Source organism: Oceaniserpentilla sp. 4NH20-0058 (assembly GCF_040371755.1).
Taxonomy (GTDB): Bacteria; Pseudomonadota; Gammaproteobacteria; order Pseudomonadales; family Oceanobacteraceae; genus Bermanella.
Genome location: NZ_BAABWE010000001.1, coordinates 383,911 through 398,654, shown reverse-complemented (window position 1 = coordinate 398,654; position 14,744 = coordinate 383,911). Strand labels below are relative to the sequence as shown.

Here is a 14,744-nt window from a genome sequence, read left to right as displayed (position 1 = left end):
ATGGGTTTAAGATCGTTATTAGATAGCCTCGAACCGCATTTTACGAAAGGCGGTAAATTCGAGAAGATGTATCCTCTATATGAGGCCATTGACACAGGTTTGTATTCACCTCCGTCAGTGACAAATAATACCTCACATGTACGTGACGGTATTGACCTTAAGCGTATCATGATCACTGTATGGTTATGTTGTTTCCCTGCCATGTTTTTTGGTATGTGGAATATAGGTATGCAAGCAAACAACGCACTAGATTCAATGAATATTGCTGAAATTGAAGGTTGGCGCGGTGCCGTTATTGGTGCGATTGCTGGATACGATGCTGGCAGTATCTGGGATAACATAATCTTTGGTGCTACTTACTTCCTACCTATTTATGCCGTGACGTTCATCGTTGGTGGTTTTTGGGAAGTGCTATTTGCTACAGTTCGTGGTCACGAAGTGAACGAAGGCTTCTTCGTAACGTCAATTCTGTTTGCATTAATCTGCCCACCCAATATTCCACTTTGGCAAGTTGCTCTTGGTATTAGCTTTGGTGTTGTGATTGGTAAAGAGATTTTTGGTGGTACTGGTAAAAACTTCTTGAATCCAGCTTTAACTGGTCGTGCGTTCTTATTCTTTGCATACCCAGCACAAATCTCTGGTGATGCAGTTTGGACTGCCGTTGACGGTTTCTCTGGTGCGACGCCTCTTGGTTTAGCTGCTACTGGTGGTATTGATGCCGTATTGGCTTCAGGCCTAACTTGGTTTGATGCTTTTGCAGGTACAATTCAAGGTTCTATCGGTGAAACCAGCACAATTGCCATTCTAATTGGTGGTGCAGTGTTGATGGTTATGGGTATTGCCTCATGGCGTATTGTTGCCGGTGTGATGATTGGTATGGTTGCGCTGTCTCTGGTGCTTAATTCTATTGGTTCAGATACAAATCCAATGTTTGCTATGTCTTGGTACTGGCACTTGGTAGTAGGTGGCTTTGCCTTTGGTATGATCTTTATGGCCACTGACCCAGTATCAGCATCCATGACGAACACGGGTAAATTCTTCTTTGGTGCGTTAATTGGTGTGATGGTGGTATTGATTCGTGTCATTAACCCAGCATTCCCTGAAGGCATGATGTTGGCAATTTTGTTTGCTAACTTATTTGCTCCATTAATTGACCATTTTGTAGTCCAAGCAAATATTAAACGGAGGATGGCTCGCAATGTCGGCTAATAACGATAGCATTCAAAAAACCATTTTGGTTGCGGTGCTGCTGTGCCTTGTGTGCTCCATCATCGTGGCAGGTTCAGCGGTTTCTTTAAAACCGATTCAAGTGAAAAACAAACTTGAAGATAAAAAGAAAAACATCTTAGCAGCCGCTGGCTTACTAGTGGCTGATAAGACAATTGATGAACAATTCAAACAAGTAACGACGCGTATTGTTAACCTAGAAACAGGTGAATACGCTAACGAGACAGAACTTGGTAAATTAGCGGAATCAGGTTACCCGGTTGAAAAGTTTGATCAAAAGAAGCTAGCGAAAGATCCTGGTTTCAGCGATAAGCTAGTAGGTAGTGAAGACCCTGCAAGCATCAAGCGTAAAGAAAAATACGCCGCTGTTTATCTTGTTGAAAAAGAAGGTCAAATTGATCGTATTATCCTACCTGTTCATGGTTACGGTTTATGGTCAACCTTATATGGTTTTGTGGCTTTAGAAAGTGATGCAAAAACCATCGCTGGTTTGGGCTTTTATGCTCACGCTGAAACACCTGGGTTAGGCGGTGAAGTAGATAACCCTTCTTGGAAATCATTATGGGAAGGTAAACAAATCTATAATGATCAAGGTGATGTGGCTATTGGTGTTGTAAAAGGCAAAGTAGTTGCGGGTAATCCAAAAGAAGATAACCAAGTTGATGGCCTTTCTGGTGCGACATTGACCAGTAACGGTGTAACCAATTTAATGCGCTTCTGGTTGGGTAAGCAAGGTTTTGCTGCCTATCTAGCTAGCCTAGAGCAGGGGGTTTAACATGTCATCCGTTAAAGAAATTTTAACCCAGCCGCTTTTGCACAATAACCCAATCGCTATTCAGATTTTGGGTGTGTGTTCAGCGTTGGCTGTAACTACAAGTTTGAACGTTACCTTAGTTATGTGTATCGCACTTACATTAGTTACTGCTTGCTCTAACTTTGCTATTGCGCTTATTCGTAATCAGATTCCAGGTAATATTCGTATTATCGTGCAAATGACGATCATTGCGTCTTTGGTAATTGTAGTTGATCAAATATTGAAGGCTTATGCTTATGAAATCTCTAAGCAACTTTCTGTATTTGTTGGCTTGATCATTACTAACTGTATCGTAATGGGTCGTGCTGAAGCCTTTGCTATGAAAAACCCTCCAGGTTTAAGCTTCCTAGATGGTATTGGTAATGGTCTTGGTTACTCTGTGGTGTTGATTTTTGTTGCTGTGATTCGTGAGCTTTTAGGTTCTGGTTCACTATTTGGTTTCGAAATTCTACCTCTAGTAACGAATGGCGGCTGGTATTACAGCAATGGCTTGTTGCTTTTGCCTCCTAGCGCATTCTTCATTATCGGTTTATTTATTTGGGCATCTCGTACCTTGATTCCTTCTCAAGTAGAAGAAGCAGATTTCAAGATTCAGCCTAATACTGAAACATCAGGGGCACACTAATGGAACATTATATTTCTCTATTTGTGAAAGCCGTATTTGTTGAAAATATGGCATTAGCCTTCTTCTTAGGTATGTGTACCTTTTTGGCTATCTCTAAAAAAATCCAAACTGCTCTAGGTTTGGGTATTGCTGTTATCGTGGTATTGACAATTACAGTGCCAGTTAACAACTTAATCTACACCTACTTGCTTAGAGAAGGTGCGCTTGCTTGGGCTGGTTTCCCTGACGTTGATCTAAGTTTCTTGGGTCTTTTAAGTTATATAGGTGTTATTGCGGCGATTGTTCAAATTCTAGAAATGTTTTTGGATAAATACGTACCGGCACTTTACAACGCTTTGGGTGTATTCCTTCCTTTGATTACAGTGAACTGTGCCATTATGGGTGCTTCATTATTCATGGTTGAGCGTGATTATCAGTTTGATGAATCTGTGGTTTACGGCTTAGGTGCGGGTGTAGGTTGGGCGTTAGCCATTACTGCATTAGCGGGTATTCGTGAAAAATTAAAATACAGTGACGTGCCAAAAGGTCTTGAAGGCTTAGGTATTACCTTTATGACGGTAGGCCTAATGTCCCTTGGCTTTATGTCATTCTCCGGCGTATCTCTATAAGGACGGTGACAGAATATGGGTGAATATACAGAAATTATTTTAGGCGTATTCATGTTTACAGCTATGGTGCTTGCACTTGTGGCTGTGATCTTAAGTGCGCGTGCCAAACTAGTGAGTTCTGGTGAGGTGACCATTGAAATCAATGGTGACCCTGAGAAAACAATCAAAGCAGCGGCTGGTGATAAACTATTGCAAACCCTTGCTAATAATGGTGTTTTCTTATCATCTGCCTGTGGTGGCGGTGGTACTTGTGCTCAGTGTAAGTGTATTGTTGAAGAAGGTGGCGGCTCTATGCTACCTACCGAAGAATCGCATTTTACAAAGCGTGATGCCCGTGAAGGCTGGCGTTTATCTTGTCAGGTACCTGTAAAGCAGGACATGAAAGTAGAAGTAGAAGACGAAGTATTTGGTGTTAAAAAGTGGGAGTGCACGGTTGAGTCTAACCCTAACGTGGCTACCTTCATTAAAGAATTAACATTGAAGCTGCCAGAGGGTGAAAATGTTGATTTCCGTGCAGGTGGTTACGTTCAGTTAGAATGCCCTCCATACGAAATTAACTTCTCAGAATTCGATATTCAGCCTGAATATCGTGGCGACTGGGAACACTTTAAGTTCTTCGATTTAAAGACAGTAAACAAAGAGACCACGATTCGTGCGTATTCCATGGCTAACTACCCTGAGGAGAAGGGCGTAGTTAAGTTCAATATTCGTATTGCAACACCGCCTCCAGGTACTCAGGGTATCAATCCAGGTATCATGTCTACTTATGTATTTAACATGAAGCCTGGCGACAAAGTGACGGTATACGGTCCTTTTGGTGAGTTCTTTGCTAAAGATACAGATGCCGAAATGGTATTCATCGGTGGTGGTGCGGGTATGGCGCCAATGCGTTCGCATATCTTTGACCAGCTTAAGCGTTTGAATTCTACGCGTAAAATTAGCTTTTGGTATGGTGCGCGCTCATTGAAAGAGCTGTTCTATCAGGATGAATACGACGCATTAGCGGCTGAATTCCCTAATTTTGAATGGCATGTGGCTATGTCTGACCCACAACCTGAAGATAACTGGGAAGGTCTAACAGGCTTTATTCATAATGTTTTATTAGAAAACTATTTGAAAGAGCACCCAGCCCCTGAAGATTGTGAGTTCTACATGTGTGGGCCTCCAATTATGAACCAATCCGTAATCAATATGTTGTTAGAGTTGGGTGTTGAACCTGAAAACATCATGCTTGATGACTTTGGTGGCTAGGCTTAAAAGCTAGTTAGCAAAGCGAAAAACCCATAAAATTTATTTTATGGGTTTTTTTATGCCTGAAATTTGGAGGTTATGACAATGTGGCAGCAGAAAACTATTCATTTAGCGGAAAAACCAAGAGGGTTCCATTTAATAACAGAGGAAGTTTTAGCTCAGTTACCCGAAATTAAAAACATCAAGATAGGCTTGGTACACCTTCTTTTACAGCATACCTCGGCAGGATTGACCTTAAATGAGAATGCAGATCCAACAGTTCGTGAGGATTTTTTACAGTATATCAATAGGTTAGCTCCAGAAGATCTAAATTACTTGAAGCATACCTACGAGGGCGATGATGATATGCCTGCTCACTTAAAAAGTAGCCTATTGGGCGTTGAGCTTATGTTGCCAATCACTCAAGGTCAATTGAACCTAGGAGTATGGCAGGGAATTTACCTTGGAGAATATCGAAATTTCGGTGGTGTTAGGCAGCTAATTGTCACAATACAATCGTAAAATGTGATTTAGTTGGCCCAATTTTTGTTCACTATTGTGAAAATTGTGTAATATTTGCTATATATTAAATGATTGTTTGAAAAATAACCTATTTGTGAACCCACAATAGACTAATACGTTGTTTGATCTATGAATACGAATGTTGTTAAAACTAAATCTAACGCCCCTAGCTTGCAAGTTGATGCGATGACCCTAGAGGGAAGCGAAAGTTTTTCATTAGTTGGTAGTCAAATCACTCCTAGAGGGGTTTGTGTTAGCTGCTCTGATAGTGAGATTACTGCCTTGCATGGCAGTAATAACTTTGAAAGTCAGCCTAAATTTCCTGTATTGCTTATTTCTCTAGATTTAGAGTTTTGTTCTGGTGAGCTTATTCAATTAGAGACCCAAGCTCAAATTCAAAGTATACGTAGGGTTTCTCAGCAGGAGTTCGAAGTATATATGAGTTTTAACAACATGGCGCAAGACGGTTATCGGCACATTGCTCGCTATATTGTGGACTGCGAAGGTGTGACTGAATAGGGTACTTTGAGTTCTATACCTTTTGGAATTTCCACTGTAATTTTCACAGTTTGAGAATACTCAACAGATTTAATTTTCCCGTCTGACGCTTCTACAATACGTCTAATTTCCGCTTCTTGAGAAAAATCAGCAATCAGTGATATTTGCTCTGTTTCTACATATTGTTTTAAGGTTACTTTTTCTAAAACTGATTTGGCTGCATCTGAATAGGCGCGAGATAAGCCTCCGGTTCCTAATTTTGTACCACCAAAATAGCGCACGACAACAATGGTAATTTCACCAATGTTATTGTGTTTTAAGTGTGAAAAAATTGGCATACCAGCGGTTCCACTTGGCTCGTTATCGTCGCTAAAACCGTATTGATTACTATCCCAAGGGGAACCTGCCATAAATCCATAGCAATGGTGACGAGCGTCAGGGTAGTCTTCTTTGAGTGTTTGAATGAAGGCTTTAGCTAGTTTGTTGCCCGCAGTGTGGGCAGCATAAGCAATAAAGCGACTCCTCTTCACTTCAATTTCTGTTGTACATGTGCCCACCGGAATTGAATAACTAGCCATGAGCACTCAATAGTACAAATTTTGAATTGGTCGCAAGTAAGTCTACATTCTTGAAGTATCTTTTAAGTGTTTGGTGGTAATTCAAATGCCGATTGCCGACGACGATCAGATGACCAGATTGCCTTAAAGCCTGTTGGCATTGTTTGAAAAGTCGCTTGGCAATATGATCACCGACGGTATGGGCTTCATGAAAGGGTGGGTTACAAAGAATGAGTTCGTAAGGCTTAGTTTGTGAGCCTAGGCCATCATTCCAGTAAAAATTAGCTTTCTGTGGTAGCTGATTTAACGCCCATGATTCTTGGCTACTGCGTACTGACATGTATGACTCATCATAAAAATCAATTTGCGCGTTTTCATGGTTTTGGGCGAACTTAATGCCTAAAATCCCACTACCGCAGCATAGGTCTGCAACTATATTGCTTGAAGGGATTTTAGCTAGGTTTTCCAGAAAAAATTGAGCGCCAGAATCTAACTTGTCTCGACCAAAAACATTGGCATGGCTTGATAGTCTAACGCCCATAAATTGATTGTTTTTTGGGTAGCTAGCATGATGGTGTTTACTTAGATTCAAGCTATATACAGTGGCTTTTTTAATAAATGGTAGGCGTTTAACCGTGCCATATTTTTGCAGTAATTCTAAAATATTTTTTGGTAGATGTTTCATCATTCCTGCAAGAAGCACATCATGAGTACCTAATTCATAGCAGGTTTGTAATTGATATTCTAGATAACTGATATTTTTAGGGATTTTAATTAGTGCCAAGTTTGGTGTTTTACTTGGTGTATCTAATGAATTTAAAATACTTACTTCGCTTTGGTGCTCGTTTATCTGTAGATTTAACTTTAATGCTTCATGGGCGCAATAACTATCGGATTGCCAAATAGGATGGCTTTTACTTAGAGCACAGCCTAAAGCGCCAAACTGATCATTTAAGATAAGTGGAGGGGTGCTTTTATAATGTTCAGAATATTGCTTAATTAAGTATTCATCTGCGGCATCCCAAGCTCTTAGAGGTTGCTTGGGATGGGCCCCTGGTCGGACCAGTTCAAACTGGCCGAAGGGGCAATCAAGTGTTTCTTTGAGCATGTGTTAGAAAGTGTCTGGGTTCTGCGGGTTTTCTAGTTGATCCCAAAGTGAAGTATCTTTTTTTGGTTTTTCGTAATGGCTGTCCATAACATCAGGAGTGTTAACAGTAGCGACACTTTCTGTAGCTTTAACTGGCTTTGCCACATGCTGAGTTTCTACGAGGTTGTTATCATCTAAAAACTTTTGATATACCGAGCGTTGACGGTTTTTGTTAACCGGGTTGGCAGCTTTTTGCTTTGCTTTACGCTGCTTTCTTTCAAGCTTCGTACGCTCTTTTGTTCCGGTTTTAACCCCGCCTGTTACGCGCTTTAAAGAACGTGATTTTTTAACTCGAGACATAATAGCCACCTGTGTATTGTCAGGCCATTGTATCACACTGATTAAGCCAAATAAATCGCCTATTTTATGTACAGAATATGAGTTGCTAAAACTGATATAATGGGCTTTTTGAGTAAAATATGGATTACATTTCAGCGCTAGAGTACACGGTTTCAGTGACTGGGCCTGTCTTTATTATCGTATTTGTGGGGTTTTACTTAAAGCGTAAAGACGTTATTGATCAGAACTTTATCACAAAGGCGTCTGGGCTTGTGTTTAATGTCTGCCTGCCAATTTTAATCTTTTTATCCATGCTTGATAACGACTTAGATATGAGTCAACAAGTACCGTTAGTTATATTTTGTATATCGGCAGCCGTCGCGAGCTTTGTGATATTTTGGCTGTTATCAAAATATTGGGTTGATCACCAAGATAGAGGAGTTGTTGTACAAGGGGCATTTCGGAGCAATTTAGGTATTATTGGGATTGCGTTATGTGCCAAGGCATTTGATCAAGATGGGCTAGCAATTGGGGCAATTATTTTGGCAGTTGTAACCCCTGTGTACAATATATTGTCTGTTTATGCGCTCAATAGAAGTGTGGATTCAAATAGGGCGGTCAATTGGCAAAAAACCTTCATAGATATTTTGAAGAACCCGTTAATAATTGCCATATTTCTTGGTTTTTTGGCTAATTGGTTGGATTTAAAACTACCCAAAGTCATGTATGATGCTAGTCACTACTTAGCCCGAATGACGTTACCATTGGCATTGATTGCCATTGGCGGTGCATTGAGTATCCAAGAGTTAAAAAATACCAGTGTTTTGTCATTTTGGGCGGTGGCTGGGAAGTTGGTCATCGTACCGATTTTCGCAGGCTTGTCGGCGTATACACTGGGTTTTGAAGGTGCAGCTTTAGGTTGCATTATTTTGATGTTCGCAAGCCCAACAGCAGCAGCTAGCTTTGTAATGGTTAGATCAATGGGTGGGAATGACCGACTTGCATCGAATATTATCGCCGTTAGCACATTGTTGTCTGTATTCAGTGTTAGTTTTTTATTGTATTTCACGAAGGTACTAGCGTGGATTTAAGTGGTAAATAAGGATATGAGTCAAAATACACAACCTATGGTTTATATATGTGCCGATCCAGATGATTCTGGTGAGTCGCTGTACACAATTATTAAAGTGGTGCTGCAGTTAGGCGGTATCCCTGTTCATTTAAATTTCACCCCTAACTCAGGAGATTATGATTGGCCTTTGGCTTCTAAGACCATAGATAAATCAGATCTGTTTATTTTATTGGTTGGTGACTCTTATGGTGCCATTTCCCCGACCAGTGAAAGTTATATTCACCGTGAAGCGGTTTATGCAAAAAGCAAAAATAAAAACATTATTGCTTTGTTGAAAAATGCGGAATTAAAAGAAATGCCTTCGCAAGATGTGCAGAGACTTAGAGCACTGCATCGTTTGACCATGTCTGGCACCTTTAAATACTGGAACCATAAAGAGGACTTGTTGCTTATTTGTCGTCAGGTTTTACGTGACTTATTAAAACCTCAAATTAGCTCAGATAAAACTAAATTAACAAGTGATAGAGACGTGCATATACCGCTGCATGAGGCAATTGCGGATACATTATTTGATATGCAGAGCTATGAAATGCGTTTTACAGGTAAGGTGTTTGCTCATGGTAATTGTCAAGAAATTCCTCGTACTATTAGCCTAACTTGGGATATGGCGTTTTTGAATATTGGTGTAATGATGACAGCACCAGTCAGTGAAGACAGAATGCGTTCGGCACTTGAGAGTTTCATTGAGGATCAGTACCGTGATGACTTTATGAATGAAGTTCCTGATTCTCATGCGTTATCTAATGTCCGCTGTAATGATATGGAATTTCAGCGTTTAAAAGCTTTTTTGAAAGGCGCTGGTGTGATTGAAAATGTGGCAACCGAATCATCAGGACTGAGAAGTTATTGGCAATTGACTCAGGTTGGTGAGAATCGCCTTCAGAAATTGCTTATACCTAACTAATTAAATGGGTAATTAAGAACAACTCATATATGAAGTATCTATTAAGTTTATTTGTAATGCTCCACCTTGTGGCATGTTCTGATAGTCAGCCGACTTTGGAGAAACTTCACGGCTATACCATGGGTACAACGTATACTGTGCAGTGGCCTCGACTTGATAATGCCGATAGTAACCTAGTTAATCGCTTACAATCCGAAACGAATACCCTGTTAAAACGGGTAAACCAGCAAATGTCGACATATCAAAAAGACAGTGAGTTGAGTGTCTTTAATACTATGACGGCACCTGCACAAATGGACGTGAGCACCGGCTTGATTGACGTTGTTGGAATGTCGCTCAGTTTGAATGTATATACCCACGGGTACTTTGATATTTCGGTTGGGCCTATTGTGAATCTATGGGGTTTTGGACCGGATAAAATGCCGTTGACGATGCCAACACTTGAACAAAAGCGCCAAGCAAAGTCGATGATGGGCTTAGAGGCCATAAAAATCAGTAATCAAAGTATTCAGAAAACAGCGCAGCGCTATTTAGATTTATCTGCAATTGCCAAGGGATACGCAGTTGATAAAGTAGCTGAATTGCTTGAAAGCAATGGTATTGCCAATTATTTAGTGGAAATTGGTGGTGAAATGCGTGTTGCTGGTGAAAAGGCAGAGGGACAAGCTTGGAAAGTCGCGATAGAAAAACCCGATGAAAACCTAAGAAGTGTACAGAAAGTATTCGAGATTACGGATGCTGCCATGGCTACATCTGGTGATTATCGTAACTTTTTTGAAATGGATGGCGAGAAATTTAGTCACAGCATTGATCCATTTACAGCTATGCCTGTTAAGCACTCTTTGGCATCTGTTACTATAATAGATAAATCATGTGCTCGAGCCGATGCGCTGGCAACTGCTATGCTAGTGATGGGGGCCGAAAAAGCAAAGGTATTTGCTGAGCATAATCAAATTAAAGCTTACCTGATTGAACGAGTATCAAGTGGCTTCAAAGAATATTCATCACCAGCGTTCAAACGCTGGCAAATAATGTGAGGTAAACCGTGGAGATGATATTAGTTGTCTTTGTTTTCATGCTTATTGTGATTGCTCTTATGGCGGTTGGCGTCATTTTAGGTAAAAAGCCGATTGCAGGGTCATGTGGTGGTATGAGTGCCATTGGTATGGAAAGCGCCTGTGATGTCTGTGGCGGTGATAAGCAAAAATGCGATACAGAAAAGAAAAAAGTGGCAAAATCGGCGAAGTCAAACCTTGGATACGATGCTAGCCAACAATAAAAAGACAAATTAAGGAGTCTTGAATGGCCGATTATCATTATGATGTCATTGTATTAGGAACCGGACCTTCTGGCGAAGGTGCGGCTATGAATGCGGCTAAAAAAGGCAAAAAAGTTGCTGTAGTAGAAGAAGCTGCAGTAGTCGGTGGTCATTGTACCCATTTTGGTACTATTCCATCGAAGGCGTTACGACATTCAGTTAAGCAGATTATTTCTTATAATACTAACCCCATGTTTCGGGATATCGGTGAGCCAAGATGGTTTAGTTTTCCTCGCGTATTGAAAACAGCCGAACGTGTTATTGCTAAACAAGTTAAGTTGCGAACTGAGTTTTATAGTCGTAATCGTGTACATTTGTATCATGGCCACGGTCGCTTTGTTGATAGCCATACTATTGAGATCTCTGAAGGACCAGCGTCGAGTACTAGGCTGCATGCGGACCAAATCGTATTAGCTACAGGCTCAAGCCCGTTTAGACCATCTGGTGTGGACTTTAACCATGAGCGTGTTTACGACTCGGATACTATTCTTAAATTGGAACATACCCCTAGAACAATCATCATTTATGGTGCAGGAGTAATCGGTTCTGAATACGCCTCCATATTTAGTGGCTTAGGTGTAAAAGTGGACCTTATTAATCCTGGTGAGCGCTTATTGCCATTCTTGGATGATGAGATTTCAGATGCTTTAAGCTACCACTTGCGGGATACTGGTGTATTGATTCGCCATAACGAGTTATTTGAGTCAGTTGAAACTGACGACACCTCTGTTGTTATGAATTTTCAATCTGGTAAACGTATCAAAGCTGATGCCCTATTATGGGCGGCTGGTCGCAGTGGTAATACTCAAAATTTAGGTTTAGAGCATGTAGGGGTTGAGCCTAATAGTCGTGGTCAAGTTGAAGTAGATGAAAACTATAAGACTACTGCGGATCATGTTTATGCAGTTGGTGATGTAGTGGGCTGGCCTAGTTTAGCCAGTGCGGCCTATGACCAAGGGCGTAGTGCAGCAGCTCATTTAGCGGGTGATGATGATTTCTGGTTTGTTGATGACGTACCCACGGGGATTTATACCATACCTGAGATCAGTTCTATTGGTAAAACTGAGCGTGAATTGACCAATGAAAAAGTGCCGTATGAAGTGGGTCAGGCATTTTTGAAAAGTATTGCAAGGGCGCAAATAACAGGCGAAAGCGTCGGAATGTTGAAAATCCTATTTCATCGTGAAACCTTTGAAATATTAGGTATTCATTGTTTCGGAGACCAAGCGTCAGAGATTATTCACATCGGTCAGGCAATTATGAAACAAAGTAATGGTGGTAATAATGTACGTTACTTTGTGAATAATACTTTCAACTACCCAACGATGGCCGAGGCTTATCGTATTGCGGCACTGAATGGTTTGAATCGGGTTTCTTAAGCCAGAGCTTAAAAAGCGAGCAGGAGGCTCGCTTTTTCAAGCTTTTAGAATTTTACGCTGTTTAGGGACTCAGGGCTTATATCTTTTTCATAGTAAGCTAAGCCAAGTACGTTTAAGTAATCATTCCTGTCCATGGTCACAACGTTTTCTTGAATCGCGTCTAAATCAAATGCCAGTCCACGTGCCTGATAAATTTCTTCCAGATAGCCCATATATGGGTTTAGATCTAATAACATAACAGCGGCGCCTACATCAGGTTTTACGTTGCTATTTTCAGCTTCATTTAATGTCACCTCTAAAATAGCAGGTTGTTCATCTTTCCCTGTATGTAGCAAGCGTGCGCGAACTTTTTGCTTTGCCCAATAGTAGGCCAGCTCCTTGCTTTGGGTTAGGAAAATGGGTTCTTTGCGCTCGGTGTAGTTGTTACCAATTGTCGCCATAGCCTTTTTCGTGGCTTGGTTTAAGTCATTATCGCCAGAGCGCTTTAACCCATCGGCTAGAATGGCAGGGGTTAGACCGCAGGTTGTGCCATGGTACCAAGTGTTGCTGGTTTTAAATCCATCATCTGTTAATAGATCTTTACTATCAATCAAGCTTTCAGGTGTGTGTATTTCTGTTGACATAACTACTCCGAAAATAAGCTTTTAGCGGTAAAGCAAGCCGCTATTATGTTTTGGCGCGATTATAGCAAGAAATTCATAAGAGTGTGATTAGCACATGCGGCTTTGATGTTCATAGAGCTGAGCACCCCTCAATAAAGTGTCGTTTTAACCATATCATCCTATCCCGATTGACGCCGAAGTCGCTGTAGCCAACTCTTGATGCCGAGCGCACATGAATAAGGTTACCTTGTCGTAACAGTTCGACGTCGTCGATGAAACCAAATACAGTGCTTTTAAATTCAGCGTGTAAGTACATATTGTTAGATTCAATGATTTTTACATTTTCCATCTGTTTTAGGCATAACGAAAGTTTCAACAAGGAATTATTAGCCCCAGCATCGCTGATAGGTGGGATGTAATTCATGCCTAAAGAAGAGCTTGAAACGCAATTTGGTGAAGCAGGGCATGGCTGTAAAGTGCCTTGTAGTGTTTCACCTAGCTGAAGCGGAGGGGCGGAGCTACAAGATGTAATAAGTAACGATAATGAAAGTATTGAAGCTAAATACATTATATTCATGGTATATCCGGTTGCTAACAAGAGTTAACAAATGATTATGCCTTTTTACAAAGGGAATACCATTGATAACTCTTTATCTCATAACGTGTGAAGTTATTCTCATTTGAAAGCGTACTATTGAGATTCAATTTTGGAGGCTTATATGGGCATTACAAAAAAATAATGGTGGTATCACTGATTCTTTTTACGCCTCATGCATGGTGCAATGAAGTAAATATTGTATATCAGGAAAGCAAGGCCATAGTTAAGCATTTAGCTAATTGGGATAATGAAATTCTTCGAGTGCTACTTGAAAGGCGTTATGAAGATAATGACAGCTTACTAGAGCTTGCTGCATCAAATGAATTGATTGAAAGTAATAAAGAGGTGGACGATGACTTTAATCATGCGATTAATAAATTATTAGATGATCAGAAAGGACTGAATTATTTTACAGAACACTTAGTTACTATCAGCACTAAAGAAAATTTGAATTTGGATGAATTCCTATTAAAAACAAATTGGATCAGAAGTCAATTTGAGGAAGATTCGGCGTATATTTCAGGAGAGCAAGGTGCTCGTACTCTTATAAATCGACTTATATATTTAAGTTTAATGGAAAAATATACTGTGAGCTAAAGCGATATGTATTCAGAGGCTGTCATTCTATAATACTTAATATTTTTATAGGGTAGGATAACCGGATCAGGATCAATAACTTCCACGGATATGTTGTTGTTCATTGCAATATTTAAAGCAATATTAGTAATGTTGACACTGAAAGATGTGCCCATGAATACGATTTTGTCTGCACTTTGCATTTTCTGTTCTGCTTCATTCATACGATATAAATTTGTATAAAATTCATCAAATAATAGAACAAAAGGCTTCAAGCTAATATTAAGCTCTGGTTTTTCTTTGATTTTAAAATGCTCTAGTAGTGAATTTACTGTATCGTTTGGGTCAATCTTGTCCCATGGTGCATCAAGTATTTTAGTGTCTTCTCCTTGCTCATGAAATGTAGTGACCTTGTCTAGGCGGCCATGAATAGCGATGTAGTCTTTATTGCCAGCTTTTCCATCTAACCCATCAATATTTTGAGTGATTAGGTTTTTATTTGCTAGCCAACGATGAACGTCATTTGGACCATGATGGCGATATGTAGCAAAGCGATGATAATACCATGCTAAAAAATCCGCTGGTTTTTGCGTGTACATTTTACGGGTTGCCATTTCCATTGGTGTGTAGTTTCGGCTGCCTATGCTCCAAAAACCATCTTCACCTCGGAATGTGGGAATGCTACTTTCAGCGCTTACCCCGGCACCTGTAATGTATAATGTATTCAT

19 protein-coding genes are annotated in these 14,744 nt (G+C 40.3%); 13 read left to right on the top strand and 6 right to left on the bottom strand.

Annotation, left to right across the window (positions count from 1 at the left end; genetic code table 11):
* The 7 genes from ABWV45_RS01830 to ABWV45_RS01800 all read left to right on the top strand — a co-directional run bounded on the left by ABWV45_RS01830 (position 1) and on the right by ABWV45_RS01800 (position 5,545).
* Positions 1 to 1,209, top strand: a complete 1,209-nt coding sequence (locus ABWV45_RS01830) for an NADH:ubiquinone reductase (Na(+)-transporting) subunit B (RefSeq protein WP_353348092.1) — start codon at positions 1 to 3, stop codon at positions 1,207 to 1,209.
* The gene (locus ABWV45_RS01825; RefSeq protein WP_353348090.1) at positions 1,199 to 2,002 is read left to right on the top strand and encodes a Na(+)-translocating NADH-quinone reductase subunit C; all 804 of its coding nucleotides are present in this window, start codon (positions 1,199 to 1,201) and stop codon (positions 2,000 to 2,002) included. Before ABWV45_RS01830 ends, ABWV45_RS01825 begins: the two co-directional genes overlap by 11 nt.
* A 1-nt stretch (position 2,003) precedes the next feature.
* Positions 2,004 to 2,666, top strand: a complete 663-nt coding sequence (locus tag ABWV45_RS01820) for an NADH:ubiquinone reductase (Na(+)-transporting) subunit D (protein ID WP_353348088.1) — start codon at positions 2,004 to 2,006, stop codon at positions 2,664 to 2,666.
* Positions 2,666 to 3,274, top strand: a complete 609-nt coding sequence (gene nqrE, locus ABWV45_RS01815; protein WP_353348086.1) for an NADH:ubiquinone reductase (Na(+)-transporting) subunit E — start codon at positions 2,666 to 2,668, stop codon at positions 3,272 to 3,274. Before ABWV45_RS01820 ends, nqrE begins: the two co-directional genes overlap by 1 nt.
* 15 nt (positions 3,275 to 3,289) lie before the next feature.
* Positions 3,290 to 4,525 carry an NADH:ubiquinone reductase (Na(+)-transporting) subunit F gene (nqrF, locus tag ABWV45_RS01810; protein WP_353348084.1) on the top strand — a complete coding sequence of 412 codons (1,236 nt, stop codon included), beginning with the start codon at positions 3,290 to 3,292 and terminating at the stop codon, positions 4,523 to 4,525.
* Between the two features lie 84 nt (positions 4,526 to 4,609).
* Positions 4,610 to 5,026: a secondary thiamine-phosphate synthase enzyme YjbQ gene (locus tag ABWV45_RS01805; RefSeq protein ID WP_353348082.1), complete on the top strand. Its 417-nt coding sequence runs from the start codon at positions 4,610 to 4,612 to the stop codon at positions 5,024 to 5,026.
* A gap of 129 nt (positions 5,027 to 5,155) precedes the next feature.
* Positions 5,156 to 5,545 (top strand): hypothetical protein, encoded by a 390-nt coding sequence (locus tag ABWV45_RS01800; RefSeq protein WP_353348080.1) that lies wholly within the window; start codon positions 5,156 to 5,158, stop codon positions 5,543 to 5,545.
* On the opposite strand, the gene ABWV45_RS01795 is transcribed toward ABWV45_RS01800, so the two are convergent.
* From ABWV45_RS01795 to ABWV45_RS01785, 3 genes are read right to left on the bottom strand one after another with little or no spacing between them, the layout of a single operon-like run.
* A complete protein-coding gene (locus tag ABWV45_RS01795) occupies positions 5,512 to 6,102 on the bottom strand; it encodes a YigZ family protein (RefSeq protein WP_353348078.1) in 591 nt (196 codons plus the stop codon). The genes ABWV45_RS01800 and ABWV45_RS01795 overlap by 34 nt on opposite strands.
* The gene (locus tag ABWV45_RS01790) at positions 6,095 to 7,189 is read right to left on the bottom strand and encodes a methyltransferase (protein ID WP_353348076.1); all 1,095 of its coding nucleotides are present in this window, start codon (positions 7,187 to 7,189) and stop codon (positions 6,095 to 6,097) included. Before ABWV45_RS01790 ends, ABWV45_RS01795 begins: the two co-directional genes overlap by 8 nt.
* A gap of 3 nt (positions 7,190 to 7,192) precedes the next feature.
* Entirely contained in the window at positions 7,193 to 7,528 is a 336-nt protein-coding gene (locus tag ABWV45_RS01785) for a hypothetical protein (RefSeq protein WP_353348074.1), read from the bottom strand.
* 119 nt (positions 7,529 to 7,647) lie between these two features.
* On the opposite strand from ABWV45_RS01785, the gene ABWV45_RS01780 reads away from it, so the two are divergent.
* Genes ABWV45_RS01780 through sthA form a run of 5 tightly spaced genes read left to right on the top strand, consistent with a single transcriptional unit; the run spans position 7,648 to position 12,240 of the window.
* Positions 7,648 to 8,598, top strand: a complete 951-nt coding sequence (locus tag ABWV45_RS01780; protein ID WP_353348072.1) for an AEC family transporter — start codon at positions 7,648 to 7,650, stop codon at positions 8,596 to 8,598.
* Between the two features lie 15 nt (positions 8,599 to 8,613).
* Positions 8,614 to 9,543: a DUF4062 domain-containing protein gene (locus tag ABWV45_RS01775; protein WP_353348070.1), complete on the top strand. Its 930-nt coding sequence runs from the start codon at positions 8,614 to 8,616 to the stop codon at positions 9,541 to 9,543.
* Between the two features lie 29 nt (positions 9,544 to 9,572).
* Positions 9,573 to 10,580 carry an FAD:protein FMN transferase gene (locus ABWV45_RS01770; RefSeq protein ID WP_353348068.1) on the top strand — a complete coding sequence of 336 codons (1,008 nt, stop codon included), beginning with the start codon at positions 9,573 to 9,575 and terminating at the stop codon, positions 10,578 to 10,580.
* An 8-nt stretch (positions 10,581 to 10,588) separates the two neighbouring features.
* Positions 10,589 to 10,822: a (Na+)-NQR maturation NqrM gene (gene nqrM, locus ABWV45_RS01765; protein WP_353348066.1), complete on the top strand. Its 234-nt coding sequence runs from the start codon at positions 10,589 to 10,591 to the stop codon at positions 10,820 to 10,822.
* 23 nt (positions 10,823 to 10,845) lie between these two features.
* Positions 10,846 to 12,240 (top strand): Si-specific NAD(P)(+) transhydrogenase, encoded by a 1,395-nt coding sequence (sthA, locus tag ABWV45_RS01760; protein WP_353348064.1) that lies wholly within the window; start codon positions 10,846 to 10,848, stop codon positions 12,238 to 12,240.
* Between the two features lie 44 nt (positions 12,241 to 12,284).
* On the opposite strand, the gene ABWV45_RS01755 is transcribed toward sthA, so the two are convergent.
* Both ABWV45_RS01755 and ABWV45_RS01750 read right to left on the bottom strand, forming a co-directional pair.
* Positions 12,285 to 12,863 (bottom strand): hypothetical protein, encoded by a 579-nt coding sequence (locus tag ABWV45_RS01755; RefSeq protein ID WP_353348062.1) that lies wholly within the window; start codon positions 12,861 to 12,863, stop codon positions 12,285 to 12,287.
* Positions 12,864 to 12,972: 109 nt separating this feature from the next.
* On the bottom strand, positions 12,973 to 13,419 hold the full coding sequence (locus ABWV45_RS01750; protein WP_353348060.1) for a DUF1499 domain-containing protein: 447 nt from the start codon (positions 13,417 to 13,419) through the stop codon (positions 12,973 to 12,975).
* 117 nt (positions 13,420 to 13,536) lie between these two features.
* Here ABWV45_RS01750 and ABWV45_RS01745 point away from each other — a divergent pair, with 117 nt between their 5' ends.
* On the top strand, positions 13,537 to 14,037 hold the full coding sequence (locus tag ABWV45_RS01745; RefSeq protein ID WP_353348058.1) for a hypothetical protein: 501 nt from the start codon (positions 13,537 to 13,539) through the stop codon (positions 14,035 to 14,037).
* Here the strand turns inward: ABWV45_RS01745 and ABWV45_RS01740 are convergent.
* A complete protein-coding gene (locus tag ABWV45_RS01740) occupies positions 14,034 to 14,744 on the bottom strand; it encodes an SIR2 family NAD-dependent protein deacylase (protein ID WP_353348056.1) in 711 nt (236 codons plus the stop codon). The two genes, ABWV45_RS01745 and ABWV45_RS01740, sit on opposite strands and share 4 nt — an antisense overlap.

Bases quoted from the DNA above. Each gene is read 5' to 3' on its own strand.
- ABWV45_RS01830 (WP_353348092.1), top strand. From the start codon at position 1: ATGGGTTTAAGATCGTTATTAGATAGCCTCGAACCGCATTTTACGAAA.
- ABWV45_RS01825 (WP_353348090.1), top strand. From the start codon at position 1,199: ATGTCGGCTAATAACGATAGCATTCAAAAAACCATTTTGGTTGCGGTG.
- ABWV45_RS01820 (WP_353348088.1), top strand. From the start codon at position 2,004: ATGTCATCCGTTAAAGAAATTTTAACCCAGCCGCTTTTGCACAATAAC.
- nqrE (WP_353348086.1), top strand. From the start codon at position 2,666: ATGGAACATTATATTTCTCTATTTGTGAAAGCCGTATTTGTTGAAAAT.
- nqrF (WP_353348084.1), top strand. From the start codon at position 3,290: ATGGGTGAATATACAGAAATTATTTTAGGCGTATTCATGTTTACAGCT.
- ABWV45_RS01805 (WP_353348082.1), top strand. From the start codon at position 4,610: ATGTGGCAGCAGAAAACTATTCATTTAGCGGAAAAACCAAGAGGGTTC.
- ABWV45_RS01800 (WP_353348080.1), top strand. From the start codon at position 5,156: ATGAATACGAATGTTGTTAAAACTAAATCTAACGCCCCTAGCTTGCAA.
- ABWV45_RS01795 (WP_353348078.1), bottom strand. From the start codon at position 6,102: ATGGCTAGTTATTCAATTCCGGTGGGCACATGTACAACAGAAATTGAA.
- ABWV45_RS01790 (WP_353348076.1), bottom strand. From the start codon at position 7,189: ATGCTCAAAGAAACACTTGATTGCCCCTTCGGCCAGTTTGAACTGGTC.
- ABWV45_RS01785 (WP_353348074.1), bottom strand. From the start codon at position 7,528: ATGTCTCGAGTTAAAAAATCACGTTCTTTAAAGCGCGTAACAGGCGGG.
- ABWV45_RS01780 (WP_353348072.1), top strand. From the start codon at position 7,648: ATGGATTACATTTCAGCGCTAGAGTACACGGTTTCAGTGACTGGGCCT.
- ABWV45_RS01775 (WP_353348070.1), top strand. From the start codon at position 8,614: ATGAGTCAAAATACACAACCTATGGTTTATATATGTGCCGATCCAGAT.
- ABWV45_RS01770 (WP_353348068.1), top strand. From the start codon at position 9,573: ATGAAGTATCTATTAAGTTTATTTGTAATGCTCCACCTTGTGGCATGT.
- sthA (WP_353348064.1), top strand. From the start codon at position 10,846: ATGGCCGATTATCATTATGATGTCATTGTATTAGGAACCGGACCTTCT.
- ABWV45_RS01755 (WP_353348062.1), bottom strand. From the start codon at position 12,863: ATGTCAACAGAAATACACACACCTGAAAGCTTGATTGATAGTAAAGAT.
- ABWV45_RS01750 (WP_353348060.1), bottom strand. From the start codon at position 13,419: ATGAATATAATGTATTTAGCTTCAATACTTTCATTATCGTTACTTATT.
- ABWV45_RS01740 (WP_353348056.1), bottom strand. From the start codon at position 14,744: ATGAATACATTATACATTACAGGTGCCGGGGTAAGCGCTGAAAGTAGC.